The sequence below is a fragment of the Geomonas sp. Red276 genome, assembly GCF_054784495.1.
In genome coordinates, this window is sequence record NZ_BLXW01000006.1 from 108,106 (window position 1) to 123,276 (window position 15,171).

At 64.3% G+C, this 15,171-nt stretch carries 8 protein-coding genes; 4 read left to right on the forward strand and 4 right to left on the reverse strand.

Translation table 11 applies throughout. The features are described 5' to 3' along the window. The first annotated feature begins 249 nt into the window (after nt 1-249). The 3 genes from ACYVL5_RS06350 to ACYVL5_RS06360 all read left to right on the forward strand — a co-directional run bounded on the left by ACYVL5_RS06350 (nt 250) and on the right by ACYVL5_RS06360 (nt 7,915). Complete coding sequence (locus tag ACYVL5_RS06350) at nt 250-1,122, forward strand: cytochrome C (protein WP_460594715.1); 873 nt, start codon at nt 250-252, stop codon at nt 1,120-1,122. A 69-nt stretch (nt 1,123-1,191) separates the two neighbouring features. Next, on the forward strand, nt 1,192-5,922 hold the full coding sequence (locus ACYVL5_RS06355) for a multiheme c-type cytochrome (RefSeq protein ID WP_460594716.1): 4,731 nt from the start codon (nt 1,192-1,194) through the stop codon (nt 5,920-5,922). Between the two features lie 151 nt (nt 5,923-6,073). Next, on the forward strand, nt 6,074-7,915 hold the full coding sequence (locus tag ACYVL5_RS06360) for a tetratricopeptide repeat protein (protein ID WP_460594717.1): 1,842 nt from the start codon (nt 6,074-6,076) through the stop codon (nt 7,913-7,915). A 55-nt stretch (nt 7,916-7,970) separates the two neighbouring features. Here the strand turns inward: ACYVL5_RS06360 and ACYVL5_RS06365 are convergent, their stop codons facing one another. The 4 genes from ACYVL5_RS06365 to ACYVL5_RS06380 all read right to left on the reverse strand — a co-directional run bounded on the left by ACYVL5_RS06365 (nt 7,971) and on the right by ACYVL5_RS06380 (nt 14,470). Next, nucleotides 7,971-10,451 carry a hypothetical protein gene (locus tag ACYVL5_RS06365; protein ID WP_460594718.1) on the reverse strand — a complete coding sequence of 827 codons (2,481 nt, stop codon included), beginning with the start codon at nt 10,449-10,451 and terminating at the stop codon, nt 7,971-7,973. A 42-nt stretch (nt 10,452-10,493) separates the two neighbouring features. Continuing rightward, complete coding sequence (locus tag ACYVL5_RS06370; protein ID WP_460594719.1) at nt 10,494-11,855, reverse strand: OmpP1/FadL family transporter; 1,362 nt, start codon at nt 11,853-11,855, stop codon at nt 10,494-10,496. A 340-nt stretch (nt 11,856-12,195) separates the two neighbouring features. Next, the gene (locus tag ACYVL5_RS06375) at nt 12,196-14,055 is read right to left on the reverse strand and encodes an AMP-dependent synthetase/ligase (RefSeq protein WP_460594720.1); all 1,860 of its coding nucleotides are present in this window, start codon (nt 14,053-14,055) and stop codon (nt 12,196-12,198) included. A 151-nt stretch (nt 14,056-14,206) separates the two neighbouring features. Continuing rightward, complete coding sequence (locus ACYVL5_RS06380) at nt 14,207-14,470, reverse strand: hypothetical protein (RefSeq protein ID WP_460594721.1); 264 nt, start codon at nt 14,468-14,470, stop codon at nt 14,207-14,209. A gap of 88 nt (nt 14,471-14,558) precedes the next feature. Here ACYVL5_RS06380 and ACYVL5_RS06385 point away from each other — a divergent pair, with 88 nt between their 5' ends. Next, nucleotides 14,559-15,131 (forward strand): class I SAM-dependent methyltransferase, encoded by a 573-nt coding sequence (locus ACYVL5_RS06385; protein WP_460594722.1) that lies wholly within the window; start codon nt 14,559-14,561, stop codon nt 15,129-15,131. Nucleotides 15,132-15,171: the final 40 nt, after the last annotated feature.

Below are 15,171 nucleotides of genomic sequence, written 5' to 3' on the forward strand. Positions count from 1 at the left end.
CTGACATTATATTCGCGCTCACGAAGAGACGCGCCGGTGTCGTGCCACTCTTTGGGTCCGCAAGTTGCTCAATAGGGGGTGTGAAAGCGGTTTAGTGACAGTCTGGCTGTGTACATAAACAAAAAAGGAGGAAGGAGGGGCTCAAAAGCGGTCTTTTCACCGAACGACAGGTTCACACGGTTCTCACTCTTGATTTCCCGCAAGGGAGGAATGCAATCGCATTCAATTTAATGCAAAGGAGAAGCACGAATGAAAAAGGTATTAGCAGTAGTGGCAGTGTTCGGTTCCTTCGCCGCGGCGGGGACCGCCCTCGCCGGTCTTCCGGCCGGCACCGGGGTTAACGGCTCCCTGCACGACATGACCAAGGTGGTCGGCCCGACCGCCGACTCCATGGGTCGAGTCTGCGTGTTCTGCCACACCCCGCACCACGCGCAGTCCAACGACGGTGGCTACAACCTTCCGCTGTGGAACCACACCATTCCGGACACCACCACCTACACCCCGTACGCCTGGGCTACTCCGCTCAACTCCAACAACGGCACCTTCACCATCACCGACCCGCTGGCCGGCCCGAGCCGTCTCTGCATGAGCTGCCATGACGGCGCCATCGCCATCGACGAGCACGGTTCCGCCCTGGGCAACACCACCGGCACCACCTCCATCGCCAACGTGGACACCGGCTTCGGCCAGGGCCGCGCCGCCCTCGGCAAAGACCTGACCGCCACCCACCCGATCGGGTTCGACTACAACGAGATCGCCGCATGGCGTAACGCAAACTCCACCAACGGCTTCGCTAACGCCGACGGCACCAAGTCCACCGAGATCGTGACCTCCGATCACACCTACGCCATCGACATCGACACCACCGGCACCACCCAGGGCGTGTACAACACCGTGACCCGCGCTGCCGGCGGCAAGAAGATCGTCGACAACCTCTACGGCACCAACATCATGACCTGCGCCACCTGCCACGAGGTTCACAACAAAGAGAACGCCACCCAGGACGGCTTCACCGATGGCGTGACCAGGACCCAGCTCGGCGTGACCGTGACCGCTCCGAACTACTTCCTGTACGCGAAGCAGAGCAACTCGCTCATCTGCCTCTCCTGCCACGTGAAGTAATGGTGTGCCGCCTAGGCGGCAAGCAAGAAGACCCGAGATCTTACTTATTATGAAAAGGGGATAGATAAAATGAGAAAAGGACTGGCAACATTGGTCTGTCTTACCCTGGTAGCGGTCGTATGGGCGTGGGCTGCCACCGCCTACTCGACCTACTGGGTAGAGACCAAGACTACCACCCTCGGTGGTAGCGTAAAGGTGGCCAACAACACCGCACTTTCCGGTGTCGGCGCCATCCGCTTCACCAGCTTCACCACCGCAGCGGTGGTTCCCGTTACCGTTACCCCGGACGCCGGCTACAAGATTTCGACCGTCACCGTCGACAACGTAGCCCAGACCGTGCCGGCTTCCGGCGCTTACACCTACAACAGCCTGAAGACTCCGGACCACACCGTCAAGATCTTCGCCGGCTTCGTGGGCGCCAACGCCACCACCTCCGCCGCCAAGACCTGGCAGCTGCAGATCCAGAACGGCAGCGCTGGCGGGACCATCTCTGCCGCTGGCCACTCCGTCGCCAGCTACGGCATGAAGATGTACAACTTCTCCGACACCACCGCGATCCCGGTCACTGTGACCCCGGCCACCGGCTTCTACGTGTCGAGCCTGTACGTCAACAGCGTGCTGCAGCCGAGCTTCCCCACTACCGGTGGTACCTACACTGTTGACCCCTCCGTCACCGGCAAGGTGTTCAACGTGACCGCCAACTACAAGAAGCAGGTCAACGTGGTGACCACCAACACCAGCAGCCCGCTGGTCGCCAACGGCATCCTTCCGGTCAACCCGAAAGTCGCCTACGGCACCGACGTCAAGCTGATCGTCGCCCCGATGGCTCCCTACAACATGGTCACCGGCATCACCGTGACCGGCACCGCCCACGGCGCCATCTCCATGGTTGACAGCCAGGGCAACACCGCCGCACCGTTCAAAGGTTCGGTCGTGGTAACCATCGCCAACGTAACCGGCCCGCTCTCCCTTACCTACGGCGCCGGCACCGACAACACCGGCCAGATGCAGGGCTGCACCAGCACCTGCCATATGTCCGCTTCCGCTTCCGTGCAGAGGACCGCTACCCAGTGGAACCTCTCCAACCACAAGCGTAAAGCCGTCGACTGCGTGAGCTGCCACGAGACCATGCCGGGTGCCTGGACCAGCCAGACCGTCGACAAGAAGACCATGACCATCGGCTCCACCGTGGTCTGCTCCAAGTGCCACGCTGACGCCAACGTGGAAGGCTTCCTGACCAGCCCGCACTGGACCAACCTCCGCAACAACGGCGACAGCGCTGTCGTCGGTGACCAGCTGGCCACCTGCGCCACCCAGAAGTGCCACTTCAACAGCACCAACCAGCCGGGCTGCGCCACCTGCCACTCCGGCCAGCTGGCCGCTGCCGGTACCTTCAACCGTTACTCCTCCGACATCGCCCACAACCCGGCCACCCCGACCGCTGCGAACACCTGCATGATCTGCCACACCGGTTCGCACCACGGTTCTCCGACCGAGTCCTTCAAGAAGTCGGCTCACTACCTCGATCCGTACTTCGAGATGAAGGTGACCTGCGTTGACTGCCACGACTCCCACAGCACCAAGGCTGAGTTCCCGGCTTACGACGCAACCACCCATGCCAAGACCGCTGCCGGTTCCTGCGACAAGTGCCACGTCGGCCAGTACAGCATCTTCAACGCCGACAACAGCATGAAGGCTCCGCACTCCATGAACAAGCTGGCGACCAACACCAGCACCGCCGCCAACCAGGCCGCCTACAAAGGGACCACCCAGTTCAACGTCGGTTCCACCACCACCGGCTGGTACTCCGGTACCCGCGTTGTCTACGTCAACGTATCTTCTTCCTACGTGACCCCGAACAACAGCTGCACCGACTGCCACGGCCACAACAACCAGATCAACGGTGAGTACGCCGAGACCATGCACGCCGATCCGTACGGCCGCTGGAAATCCGCTTCCTACTTCAAGTACAGAGGCTTCTCCTCCGCCAGCGTGAACCCGTCCAACAGCGCTTCCGACGGCTGCGTGCGTTGCCACACCACCACCGGCTTCGTGAACTTCATCAACTCCAACTTCCAGGATCTGCGCGCCTGGGGCTTCCAGAACACCGCTGACACCACCGGCGAGGTCATCACCTGCCGCGCCTGCCACGTGACCACCAAGGGCGCCATCTCCGGCGAAGCCGAAGTGGCTCTTCCGGAAGGCAACATCAACGGCTGGAACCCCGCTTCCATCCGCGCTTACAACAAGCCGTACACCGCTTACTACAACTACTCCTCCAAGCTGAGCGGCAAGATCATCAAGTCGGCAGCTTACCGCGACTTCAAGAACTCCAACGTCTGCATCTCCTGCCACGCCGGCCGCAACGGCGCCACCAACGGTTCCGTGTTCGCCACCCTGGGTACCTTCGCCCAGTACACCACCCTTACCGTTACCGCTGGTTCCGCCCTGGGCGCTCCGCACGGCGTGTACCAGGCCGCCATCCTCGACGGCAAGATGGGCTACAAGTTCGGCAACAAGTACAGCACCTACACCTCGGCCGCCAACGGCCATGCCGCCATCGGCGTGACCTACGCCGGCACCGGCACCTCCGGTCCGTGCGTAACCTGCCACATGGACAACAAGACCGAGACCGGCTCCAACGGCAGCGCTACCTACCGCCAGCACAACTTCGAAGTGGCCAAAGCTGACGGCACCCTGCCGACTGTCTGCGCCACCTGCCACGCCGCCGGCTTCAACGCTGCCGCCGTGGACGAGGCTAAAGACCGCTTCGTCGGCGCCGTCTACACCCTGGCCCAGTACATGGCCAGCAGCAACAACAAGTACGGCACCCCGATCATCACCTTCAGCTACAAGAGCGGGTCCTACAGCATCAACCCGGCCGATGCCAAGCGTCTCATCGCCAACACCGCCTTCACCGGCAAGAGCGCTGACTTCGCCGACCTGGCCGGCGCTTACTACAACATCAAGCTCCTCTGGAACGTTGCCTACAGCACCAGCGACGAAGGGGCCTTCGCCCACAACCCGCAGTTCCTGAAGCAGCTCGTCAACGACACCGCTGCCTTCCTGAACAACGGCAACGCCGCTGCCGCTCTGGCCAGCGTCGCTCCGGTGGCCGCTTCCACGACCGGTACCGTCACCCCGGGTGTCACCGCTGACCAGATCAAGGCTGCCGGCGAGTACGTCGTCAACGTCAACAACCACTACGCAGCCGGCACCTACAAAGTGCAGTACATGGTTGGCTCCGCCGCCTGCACCACCTGCCACAACCCGAGCGAGTCCACCCTCCAGGCAGCCGCCCGCGAGGCTTGGGCCGAGTCCGCTCACGGCGAGACCACCGGCGCCGCCTGGATGCCGGGTTCCAGCCACCTCTGGAGAAACGCCGGTGCTACCACCGACTTCAGCCAGGTGATTCCGAAGAACGACTGCCAGCGTTGCCACACTGCTGACGGCTTCGCTCAGTTCGCCGACAGCAAGTTCACCAACATCAACCCGGTTGACACCGCCGCCAACGCCGTCGTCAACTCCCCGCTGAACTGCAACACCTGCCACACCAACAACAGCTTCGACCGTCGCTCCGTGGTCTCCCTGGCCGCCGCCGCCTACGGCAACGGCAAGACCTACGGCTCCTACCCGGCTCCGGATTCCGCCGTCGGCGTGGGCGTGGCCACCTTCTACAACATCTCCTCCGTAGACAAGGTGACCGGTCTGACCGTCAAGGCCCGCACCGCCGTCAAGTTCCCTGACGTCGGCGAGTCCAACATGTGCAACAGCTGCCACAGCGGCCGCCTCGGCGGCGCCACCCTGGTCCAGGCCGTCAACAACGGTCTGTCGCTGTCCAACTCCGGCTTCCAGAACAGCCACTACCTGGCTGCTTCCGGCCTCATGTACGCCAAGGTAGGCTTCACCGCCTTCACCTCGGCTTCCGCCACCATCGGCAGCTCCACCTACGGTAAGACCCTGACCTCGTCGCTCGACATGAACGGCGGCGTCTCCTCCACCCACCGTAACCTCGGCACCCCGGCCATCGTCGGCGACCACGGCATCGCTGCCGGCACCCTCGACGAGAACGGCCCCTGCGTCACCTGCCACATGAGGGCCAAGCTGAACGGCTCCCAGGCTAACCGTCCGGACGCCGGCCACAAGCTCGAGATCAATGCCGACGCTTACAACCAGGTCTGCATCAACTGCCACACCTCCGAAGGTTCGGCTACCGGCTCGGTCGCCCTCGACTCCACCAACTTCCTCCAGAAGTTTGTCGAGCCGAACAAAGAGGCCTTCCAGGTCAGCCTCAACCTGGCCATCAAGCTGCTGAAAGACAACTACAACATCAGCTACAACCCTGCTTCCTACCCGTACTTCTACGACGAGAGCCTCCCGCTTGACTCCAAGGGGAACAAGCAGGCAGTTACCGACTGGACCCGCGGCGGCACCCTGAGCAACGCCTCGGCCCTCAAACTCGAAGGCGCCTGCCTCAACATCAACCTCCTCTCCAGGGAGCCGGCCGCCTTCGTTCACGCCAGGAGCTACGTCCGTCGTCTCGTGTACGACTCCATCGACTTCCTGGACAACGGTACCATCGACCTGTCGGTCGCAACCACCGCTCACGCCGTGGATCCGACCAACTTCACCGCCGGTACCAACGCTTACACCGACGGCACCCTCGGGACCTTCGACACCGGCACCACCGAGGGTATGCTCTACCTCAAAGCCTGGAACCGCTCCGCCGTTGTCGGTAACGGCACCGCACAGGCTCCGCAGTACCCGGCCGGTTCCTGGTCCGCTATTGAGCGTCCGTAGTAACTCAGCATCGGTCTAGTGTTATGCAGTACCTGCCCCGCCTCGCAAGAGGCGGGGTTTTTTTAGGCCCGGGATCCCCCTGGAAGGGGTCGATACGGTTGCCCTGTGGACAAAATTGGTATAGATAGGTACTTTCTTTGGGGGGATGGGGATGATCGATAGGGACGGCAGCGGCGAGGGCATTTCCAAGGGCACCTCTCTCTTCATCGTGGCGTCACTGATACTGCTGAACCTCCTCATTTTCGTCCAGACGGCTTCCCACGGCTTCATCATTCTCGATGACAACGATTACGTTCGCAACAATCCGCACGTACTGTCCGGATTGACCCTCAGCAACATCAGCTGGTCTTTTACCTCCTTCTATGCCTCCAACTGGCATCCGCTGACCTGGATCTCCCACATGGTGGACGGTCAGCTGGCCGGTCCCTCCGCCGGCTGGCCTCATCTTCACAACCTCCTGCTGCACACCGCCTCCACCCTTCTCCTGTTCCGCCTCCTCAAGCGTTCCACCGGTGCACTCTGGCGCAGCGCCGCCGTTGCCGCCCTCTTCGCCGTCCATCCGATGCACGTGGAATCGGTGGCCTGGGTGGCCGAGAGAAAGGATGTCCTGAGTGCCTTTTTCCTGGTGCTCACCCTGCTCGCCTACCGGGGGTACGCGGCCAGGCCCGGGCTGCCACGGTACCTGGCGACCCTTGCCTGTTTTGCCCTGGGGCTCATGGCCAAACCGATGCTGGTCACTCTCCCGTTCCTGATGATGCTGTTCGACTGCTGGCCACTGGAGAGAATCACCATCTTTGCCGGGAGCTCCCCGGATCGGGAGCGGGTGCCGCAGGTAGCTCTTGCTCGGGCGCTTTGGGAGAAGGTTCCCTTTCTCATCCTCTCGGCAGTTTCGTCGGTGCTGACCCTGGCGGCCCAAAGGGAGAGCGCCATGGTATCGCTGGAGAAGCTTCCGGTCTCCGTGCGGCTCGGCAATGCGGTCGTTTCCTACCTGCGCTACCTCGAAAAGACCTTCTGGCCGGTTAAGCTCACCATCTTCTACCCCCTTTCGCTGTCAGGGATGGAGCCGTGGCGATACGCGGCGGCGGGCATGGTGCTGGCCCTCGTTACCGTGGCGGCGGTGGTGCTCGCCCGCAGGTATCCCTATCTTCCCTTCGGCTGGTTCTGGTTCGTCGGCTCCCTCGTTCCCGTCATCGGACTTGTGCAGGTTGGGGGGCAGGCGATGGCGGATCGCTACAGCTACACGCCGCACATCGGCCTTTTCGTGATGGTGGTCTGGCTGGCGGGGGACCTTCGGGGAAAGCTGCGCCTGTCGCGGGCCCATGGCGCGCTTATCTGCGGATGTGTTGTCGCCGTTCTGGCTGGCCTGTCCTTCATGCGGGCCGCGCAGTTTCGAGACGCCGGCACGCTCTTCTCCGACGCGGTCAGGGTGGATGCCCGAAACTATTTAGCCTACACCATGCTCGGGGTCTCTTTACAGGAGGCGGGGGACTCCCAAGCCGCGCTGGGCGCATTCCGCGAGGCGGTCCGCGTCAATCCCGATTACCTGGAAGCGCGTTTTGGGGGGGCGACCGCCCTGGAGCAGTTGGGGAGGAAGGGGGAGGCGATGGCTGAACTGCGGTCCCTCTTGGCTGCCCACCCGGAGTACACCAAGGCCCGCCTGAGCCTGGCCAGCGACTTGGCCGACAGCGGTCGCGTCGATGAGGCGATAGCCCACCTGTCCACCGCTTTGGAGCGCGATCCCCGTTCCGCTGTGGCTCACCATAATATGGCGGTCGCCTTCGAGATGAAAGGGGACGCCGGTCAGGCGATCTCCCACTATGGCAAGGCCATCGCCCTCGACCCGGGGTACGTCGAATGCTACGGCAACCTGGGCGACCTTCAACTCGCCAGCGGCAACCGGGCGGCCGCTGTCGAAAGCTACACCAGGGCGCTCAGAATCGACCCCGGTTACCTTCCCGCCCGCCAAAGCCTCCAAACTCTCCTTTCCCGCTAATGGGGTAATGCCGCCTCATCTGCCCACAACCGTGCCTCGGTAACTGCCTCCCTAGCTACGCCGCCTGCCTCGGCGAGCGCTGCCGCGCCCATCCGCGCCCGGGGAACGTCACCGGCGCCCGCGGCAAACCGGTCACCCGGATCGCGTGTGGAGCGGCCAGGGGAAGGGTCGGATCCACCACGATGCCGGGGGTGAGGAAGAAGCCCATCTGCCGCTGGGCGAGCTGAATGGAGAACGGCGAATCGGCGGCGTCGATCAGGAAGGCGTGGGTTACGTCCGGCTGGTCGAACTGGAAGTATCCCTCCCGGGGAGTCGTGGCAGACAGATCGGTGGCGGCCGGGGTGGTTTTGGGGACCGGGCTACCTCCCGACAGGGTGAACATGAAGAGCGCCGGTATCCTTCCGTCGGCGTAGCCCAGCTGGGAAAAGCCGGGGGCGATGTCGTGGCCGAGGACTCCCCTCCCTCCCAGAGCATTGCCGAAGTAGCGGGTGCTGGAGTTGGGGATCACCAGGTCGCCGTTCAGGGGTACGCCGGAGGGGGAAAAGCTCGTGCTGGTCGCCTCCTGGACCGCGATCCGCCCGGAAAGCCGGGAGGGGAGGAGTTGGGCGCTCTGGAAGTTGGGAAGCGGCGTGGTCATGGTGGCCGGATCGGCCGGGTCGATCACCGCCTGGGAGAGGAGGAAGAACTGGCGGTACTCCGGTGTGCCCGGCAGGATGCCGTGGGAGGCGAGGGCGGCATTGACACTCGGGGAGAAGTCGGGGCTCTCCTGGATGAGGTAGGCGAGCCTGCCGCCGGGAACGTTGAGAAGCCCCTTCATGTCGGCGTTAAGCGACGCCTGCGTGTAGGGAGGCTGTCCGGCCGCGGTGGTCAGGGTGGTGTTGCCCGCCAGGTAGTAGGCCCCCACGATGGACCCGAGGCTCAAGCCAACGTACTTCGGCTTGATGGCGGGGTTGGGTGCGTTGGCGCCCAGCGGGGCGAACCCCTCACCGGCAAGCGCGGAATTGAAGGCCGGGGTGGCCAGCGTCAGCTCGAGCCGGTCCAGGTTGAAGGCGGCCTGCTGGATGTTGGAGCGGGTGGCGAGCGGGGCTCCCAGCGCGATGAAGTCCTCCCCCCACTGCTGGCTTAAGGTGTGGCCGGGGAAGGCGAGCGCCCCGTGAAGCGGGAGGTCGATGGCGACCACCGCGAACCCGGCGCCGGTGAGGGCCCCGGCCACCGCCACTACCTGCTCCTTCTGGCCATTGATCCCGTGCTGGAAGATGACCAGCGGCCATCCTCCGGAAGGTGCGGTACCGGCGGGGGCCAGGTAGACGAAGGGGACCTGGCGCGGCGTGTAATAGTACCCGGTGAGCCTCCCGGTCGCCGAGTCGTGGAAGGGCTGCACGACCGAGGTGGAGGCGCTGTAGGTGCCGAAGGGGACCCCGAGGTTCATGCCGGCGGGGTGATTGTGGACCTCCACCGGGTTCATGGAGATGTCGGCGCTGGCGATGGTCCCGGTGACGACCGTTCCCACGGTGGAGGGGGCGGTGAGCGTGCCGTTGGAAACCGCCGTCCAGTAGGCCTGGGGCGCGGTGGTGGTGACCGCGCTCACGGTATTGAGGCCGGCTCCGATCCAGCTTTTCCCGGCGAGCCCGCCGGGGAGATCGCTCCCGGCGGCGAAGGCCCTGAGGGCTGTTTCCACCGGCAGGAGGGAGCCGACCGGGTTCCCGACCGGATCGCCGGACACGAAACCGGCCGCAGTGGTGACGAAGCGCCCCAAGAGGGCGAGGTCGCCCCGGCTGGAGACGGTGGTGACCGAGGAAGCGGCGATCAGGTCGTTCATGGTCTTGGCATAGCCGGAGAAGAGGACGTTCCCCGAGCTGTCGGTGCTGTTGGCGCGGATCGGCTCCAGGGGGGCGAAAGGTCCCTGCAACGGTACCGTGGACTTCAGCGCCTGGAAGTAGACCGATCCGGATATCCTCCCGCCGGTAGCCGCGTCGAGGACCCGGTTGGTGACGAGGTAGACGTAGCGGGTGGCCGGGAGGAGCGGGAAGTTGGGGAACAGCGAGACGTCGCTACTTCCCGCCGTGTAGCTGAAGGTAAACATCCCGGTCACGTCGGTGAAGCGAAGCGGGGAGTTTTCGGTGGCGGCCGGGCTGGCGCTGTCGGCGGCGACCTGGAAGACCTTGATGTTGCTGCCGTTGACGGTGTCCGGCACCAGCGGGGCGGCAAAACGGATATAGATGGGGGAGTTGACGCCGGAGACGGCGTTGGTCCCGCCGACCTCGTACCGGTTCACGTAGGCGAGCGCCTCCAGCGGGTTCATGGCGAGGTTGGCGGGTCTCACCCCGACGTTGCCGGTCGCGGAATCGCGGTACTGGGTGACGGGGTCGGTGCCGGTGGCCGTCGCCAGCACGTTGGGAAGCGGGACCGTGTTGGTGGTGGGATCGAAGAGTGCGGTGTTGGAGCTGGTGCTCTCCGAGACGCCGGAGGAGGAGCCGCAGCCGAGGGTGACGAGGATCAAGAGGTAGCAACATAAAGGAAGCAGGAATCGGTTCATGGATCACCTCGCATGCCGATGGGATTTCGTCCGCAGCCGGATCTAGAACTTTACCGTCACGTTGGCTGCCAGGAGGTAGGCGTCGCTTTGGTAGGTGCCATTGGCGCCGCGCAGGGTGGTCATCTCCTGGTTGTTCACCGTGCGGTCCACGAAATGGACCCACATCGCCGCAAGGTCGAGGGCTGCCATGTCGTTGTGGAGCCCGATCCCCAGCGAGAAGCTGTGGCGGTCGGCGTCGGGGAGGAGGGGATCCACGGTGGCGTCGGGGACCGGGGTCGGATCGTAGAAGTAACCGGCCCGCAGCTCCACCCGGTCGTTGAGGACGTATTGCCCGCCGAACTTGTATCCCCACACGTCCTCCCAGTTGCGCGGATCCGGCTGGTTGTTGAAGGCGGCGAACTGGGGGCTGTCGAAGGAGATCTCGAGCTTGTCGAAGGAGCTCCATCCGGTCCTGGTGGCGTCGAATTCGAGGGTGAGCTTTTCGGTCGGCTTCCAGGCCACCGCCAGGTCGAGGGTGTCGGGGAGGGTGATGGTGGTCGAGGCGGTGGAGGTTGCACGGGCGCGGGTGTAGGGGAAGACGGCGGTGGAGGAGAGGCCGATGGCCCCCAGCCCGGTCGGCGTGGTGGCCAGGAAGTTGGCCTCCCCGCCGATATTGAGCGTTATCTCGCTCCGGTAGGCGAGCCCGAACGAGAGCTGGGGGGACGCCTTCCAGAGGATCCCGAAGTTGTAGCCGGCCGCCGTGTCGGTGCCGTCCAGCCCCAGCGAGCCGAGCTCGTAGGCACCGGCCGGAGGAGCCGGGTGAGCCGGATCGATGAAGGGGCTGTAGACCGACCTCTGCAGCGACACGATGGCATAGGTGACGTCGAGACCGGCGGCCACCGAGAGGTTCAGGTCGTCGAAGCGCCAGGCCACCGTCGGCTGGAAGTTGATCGGCTTGATGGAGGCGTTTTGGACCTGGTTTCTGAACACGCTGCTGTCGTCCCAGCTTTTGGAAAGGGGGTAGATCGCGTTGATCCCCAGGCCGAAGGAGAGGGGGATGTTTTCCAGGCTGTAGGTGGCGTAGACGGTGGGGGCGACCACCAGGTCCCGCTTCGAGCGCTCGGTCACCCCGGAGGTGCCGGTCTCGGGGGGGGGATTGCCGCTCAGGGGGGTGGTGCCGGTGAATTTCGTCTGGGGAACCACGATGCCGGTGACCCCCACGTTGATCTGGGCCCCGGAGAGGAAGGCGATGCCGGCGGGGTTGAAGTAGAGGGCCGAGGGATCGTCCGCCTGGCCGGTGAAGGCGTTGCCCATCCCCATCGCCTTGGCGCCCTGCTCGCTTACCTTGAAGCCTGCGGCGTGACAGATGCCGGCCAAACCCAACAGCGTGCCGACCAGGACGGCGCAACAAGGGCGCGTTCTCATGGGGCCTCCTTTTGCCGTGATGGGGTGGGGGGATGCTTGGCGGGAAAGCCCGCGTCCTGAAAGGGTTTAGCGGCAGGCCGGGCTTTCAGATGCTTAGTTTATGCTAATGAATGATACCTGCCGTCGGAATTAAGTCAATCCCCGATCTTACCTTCGTCCTCTTCCGGGCCAACGTCCGGAGGGAGGGAGGTTGAAAATGGTGGGAGGGGGCACCGGGTGGGTGCGCGCAGCAGAGAGCGAAACGGTGGGGAGAGGGAAGGAGGTTTTGGGGGGGAGCAACGGAGCTGCTCCCTCCCCTGGAAGGGGAGGGAGCGGGTGAGAATGGGGTAGGGGTGAGGCGTTACTCGTGGGCGGAGACGCTCGCCTCGACGGCGAAGCGCTTGATCTTCCTGGTGGTGGTCTTGGGGAACTCGTCCTCGCGCAGCGTGAAGCGCTTGACCCTTTTGTAGTCGGCCAGGTTCTTTCCTGCCTTCAGCACTTCCTCCCGGATGAGCCTCTCCACGTCGGCCACCGTCATCCGTCCCATCCCCTTCTCGAGGGCGTAGTTGTCGAGCTCCTCCTGGTTGGGATGGATGATGGCGTGCACCTCTTCGTGGGTCGGGTCGACGTGGTGCCCGTAGACCATCGCCTCGGCGATGAAACGGCTCTTGAGGAGCTCGTTCTCCACCTCTTCGGGGTAGACGTTCTTGCCGTTGGGGGTGACGATCAGGTTCTTGGCGCGTCCGCAGATGTAGAGGTAGCCGTCGGGATCGACCCGGCCGAGGTCGCCGGTGCGGTACCAGCCGTCCTGGAGCACCTCGGAGGTCGCCTCGGGGTTGCGGAAGTACCCCTGCATGACGTTGGGCCCTTTGACGGCGATCTCCCCCACGCCGTCCTCGTTGGGATGGTCGATGCGGACCTCGACGCCGGGGAAGAGGGTGCCGACGCTCCCGAGCCTCCTCCCTCCCGGGCTCTCGGCCGAGATGACCGGCGAGGTCTCGGTGATCCCGTATCCCTGGAAGACGGGAATCCCGAAGGAGAGGAGCCCCTTGGCGATGGCGGGATCGAGGGCGGCGCCGCCGCTTATGAAGATGGTCCCGGCCCCGAAGGATTTTCTCACCTTGGCGGCGATCACCCGCCGGGTCAGCGGCAGGGCGTACAGGGCACGGGAGGTCTTCCTGGCGGCGATCTTCTTCATGATCCGGTCGAGGAGCATCTTGTAGACCGCGGGGACCCCGAGAAGGAAGGTGGGCCTCACCTCGGCCAGGTTCTCCCCGAGCTTCTTGAGCGACTCGGCAAACGATACCTTCCCTCCCAGGGAGAGCGGGAGGAGCACGCCGGCCACCTGCTCGAAGACATGGTTGATGGGGAGAAAGGAGAGGGTGTGGATCGTCTCGTCGAGCTGGAAATGGGTGACGGCCCCGGTCAGGTTGGAGACGATGTTGGCGTGGGAGAGCATGGCCCCCTTCGAGCGCCCGGTGGTCCCCGAGGTGTAGAGGATGATGGCGATGTCGCCCGGCGCGCGCGGGGAGGCGGGGGGGAGGGTGTGGCGGATGAGCGACCCCAGGGTGGTCACCTTCTCCCGGGAACCGGCCTCTCCCTTCCCCGAAGCGCTGACGGCCGCGGACGAGGGATCGGGGGCCGGCCTTCCCCGCAGGTACTCGGTGGTCAAAAGACGGTGCAGCTGCCGGGCGAGGATCTCCATGCGGGTCACCGCCTCGGGAGGGATCTCCTGGCTCTTCACCAGCTGCTGCCATTCGGCCAAAAGCGCCTCCAGCGCGCGGGTGGTGGCCGGGTCGTCGGGATGGGCGCTGCCGTGATGCATCAGCACGATCTGCTCGAGGTGGGGGAGGGAGGGGAGCGCCTCGATAAGCGGCTCCTGGAAGGCCTGCTCGGTGAAGACGAAACGGGCCTCGCAGTCGGCCAGGATGTGGCGAAGCTCAGCGCTTTTGAGCTCCTTGTCGATGGGGACCACCACCCCGCCTGCCCGCAGGATGCCGAGATAGCACTCGATCCAGCGGATGGAGGAGGGGCCGAGCAGGGCGGCATGCTCCCCCGGCCGCAACCCCCGCTCCAAAAGTCCGGATGCGATGGCTCCGGAGGCTTCCCAAACCTCGGCGTAAGTTACCTCCCGCCATGAACCGGAGATCTTCTGGCGCAAGGCGACCCTCTCCGGAAAGGCGTCCCAACGGGTTTTCAAAAAACGGTCCAGCGTCTGCACCCATCTCCCCCCTGGCGGTCCATCTCGCGGTCCCGGTCCTCGCCGGCCCGCGCAATGCCCTCTCCCTCATGAATTAATGATGGATACTTATACCAAGGTTCGGCACCTTCTGCTATAACAATCAGCGCCGAAAAAACGGGTGAAGAGCGCGTCAGTGAAGGGGCTTTCTGGTGATCACCTCGCCTAACATCCGGCGGACGGTATCCTCTTCCACCAGGGAGAAGAGCTCGCTCTTCCCGAAGGCGACTTCGAAACTACCCCGGCTCCTGGTCATGGTGACCGGGACCTCGTGCACGCCGTTGCCGAGCAGGCCGAAGTACACCTGTTCCACGATGTTTCCCCTGCGGTGGGGCTGTTTCCCCCGCAGCTCGAAGTAGACCGCCTGGTCGAGAGCGTCGTTGGTAAGATAGATCATGTCACACCTCCTTGATGGTGACAGTAGACCATGGGGGTGCGACAGAAAACGTCGCGGTATTTCGGCGGCGGAAAAGGGGGGGAAACGTTTGGAGAACGACCGCGAGAAATGGAACCGGCGCTACCTGGAGGAGGGATACTTCTTTTCGCTCACCCCCTCCCCCTTCCTGGCGGAGAGCCTCGACGGGGTGCTCCCGCTTTTGCCCGGGAGGCGGGCGCTCGATCTCGCCTGCGGGGAGGGGAGAAACGCCATCTACCTCGCCCGGCGGGGCTTCGAGGTGCTGGCCGTTGACATAGCGGAAAAGGGGCTCGAGAAGGGGGAGGCGAGGGCGGTCGAGGTCGGGGTGAGCGTCGATTTCCGGCGGGCCGACCTGGAGCGCTACCGGCTGCCGGGCCCCTTCGACCTCATCCTCGATTTCAACTTCCTGCTGCGCCCGCTGATCCCGGACATGGTGGCGGCGCTCAACCCGGGGGGCGTCATCGTCATGGAGACCATCCTGGACACCCCGTCGCTCCAGGGGATGCACAACCAAAGCTTCCTGCTATTGCCCGGGGAGCTCGAGGCGCTCTTTACGCCGTATGGAGGGGAGATCCTGGTGATAGAAGAAGAGCCTCGCCAGGAGACGCCGGTGGCACGGATCATCTTCCGGAAGAGGCTCTGAAAATGGGGGGGGGGAGGCGACCCCATCCTCACCCTGTCCC

What these genes read in the sequence shown, in the direction of transcription:
- ACYVL5_RS06350 (WP_460594715.1), top strand. Translation starts at nt 250, where the DNA reads ATGAAAAAGGTATTAGCAGTAGTGGCAGTGTTCGGTTCCTTCGCCGCG.
- ACYVL5_RS06355 (WP_460594716.1), top strand. Translation starts at nt 1,192, where the DNA reads ATGAGAAAAGGACTGGCAACATTGGTCTGTCTTACCCTGGTAGCGGTC.
- ACYVL5_RS06360 (WP_460594717.1), top strand. Translation starts at nt 6,074, where the DNA reads ATGATCGATAGGGACGGCAGCGGCGAGGGCATTTCCAAGGGCACCTCT.
- ACYVL5_RS06365 (WP_460594718.1), bottom strand. Translation starts at nt 10,451, where the DNA reads ATGAACCGATTCCTGCTTCCTTTATGTTGCTACCTCTTGATCCTCGTC.
- ACYVL5_RS06370 (WP_460594719.1), bottom strand. Translation starts at nt 11,855, where the DNA reads ATGAGAACGCGCCCTTGTTGCGCCGTCCTGGTCGGCACGCTGTTGGGT.
- ACYVL5_RS06380 (WP_460594721.1), bottom strand. Translation starts at nt 14,470, where the DNA reads ATGATCTATCTTACCAACGACGCTCTCGACCAGGCGGTCTACTTCGAG.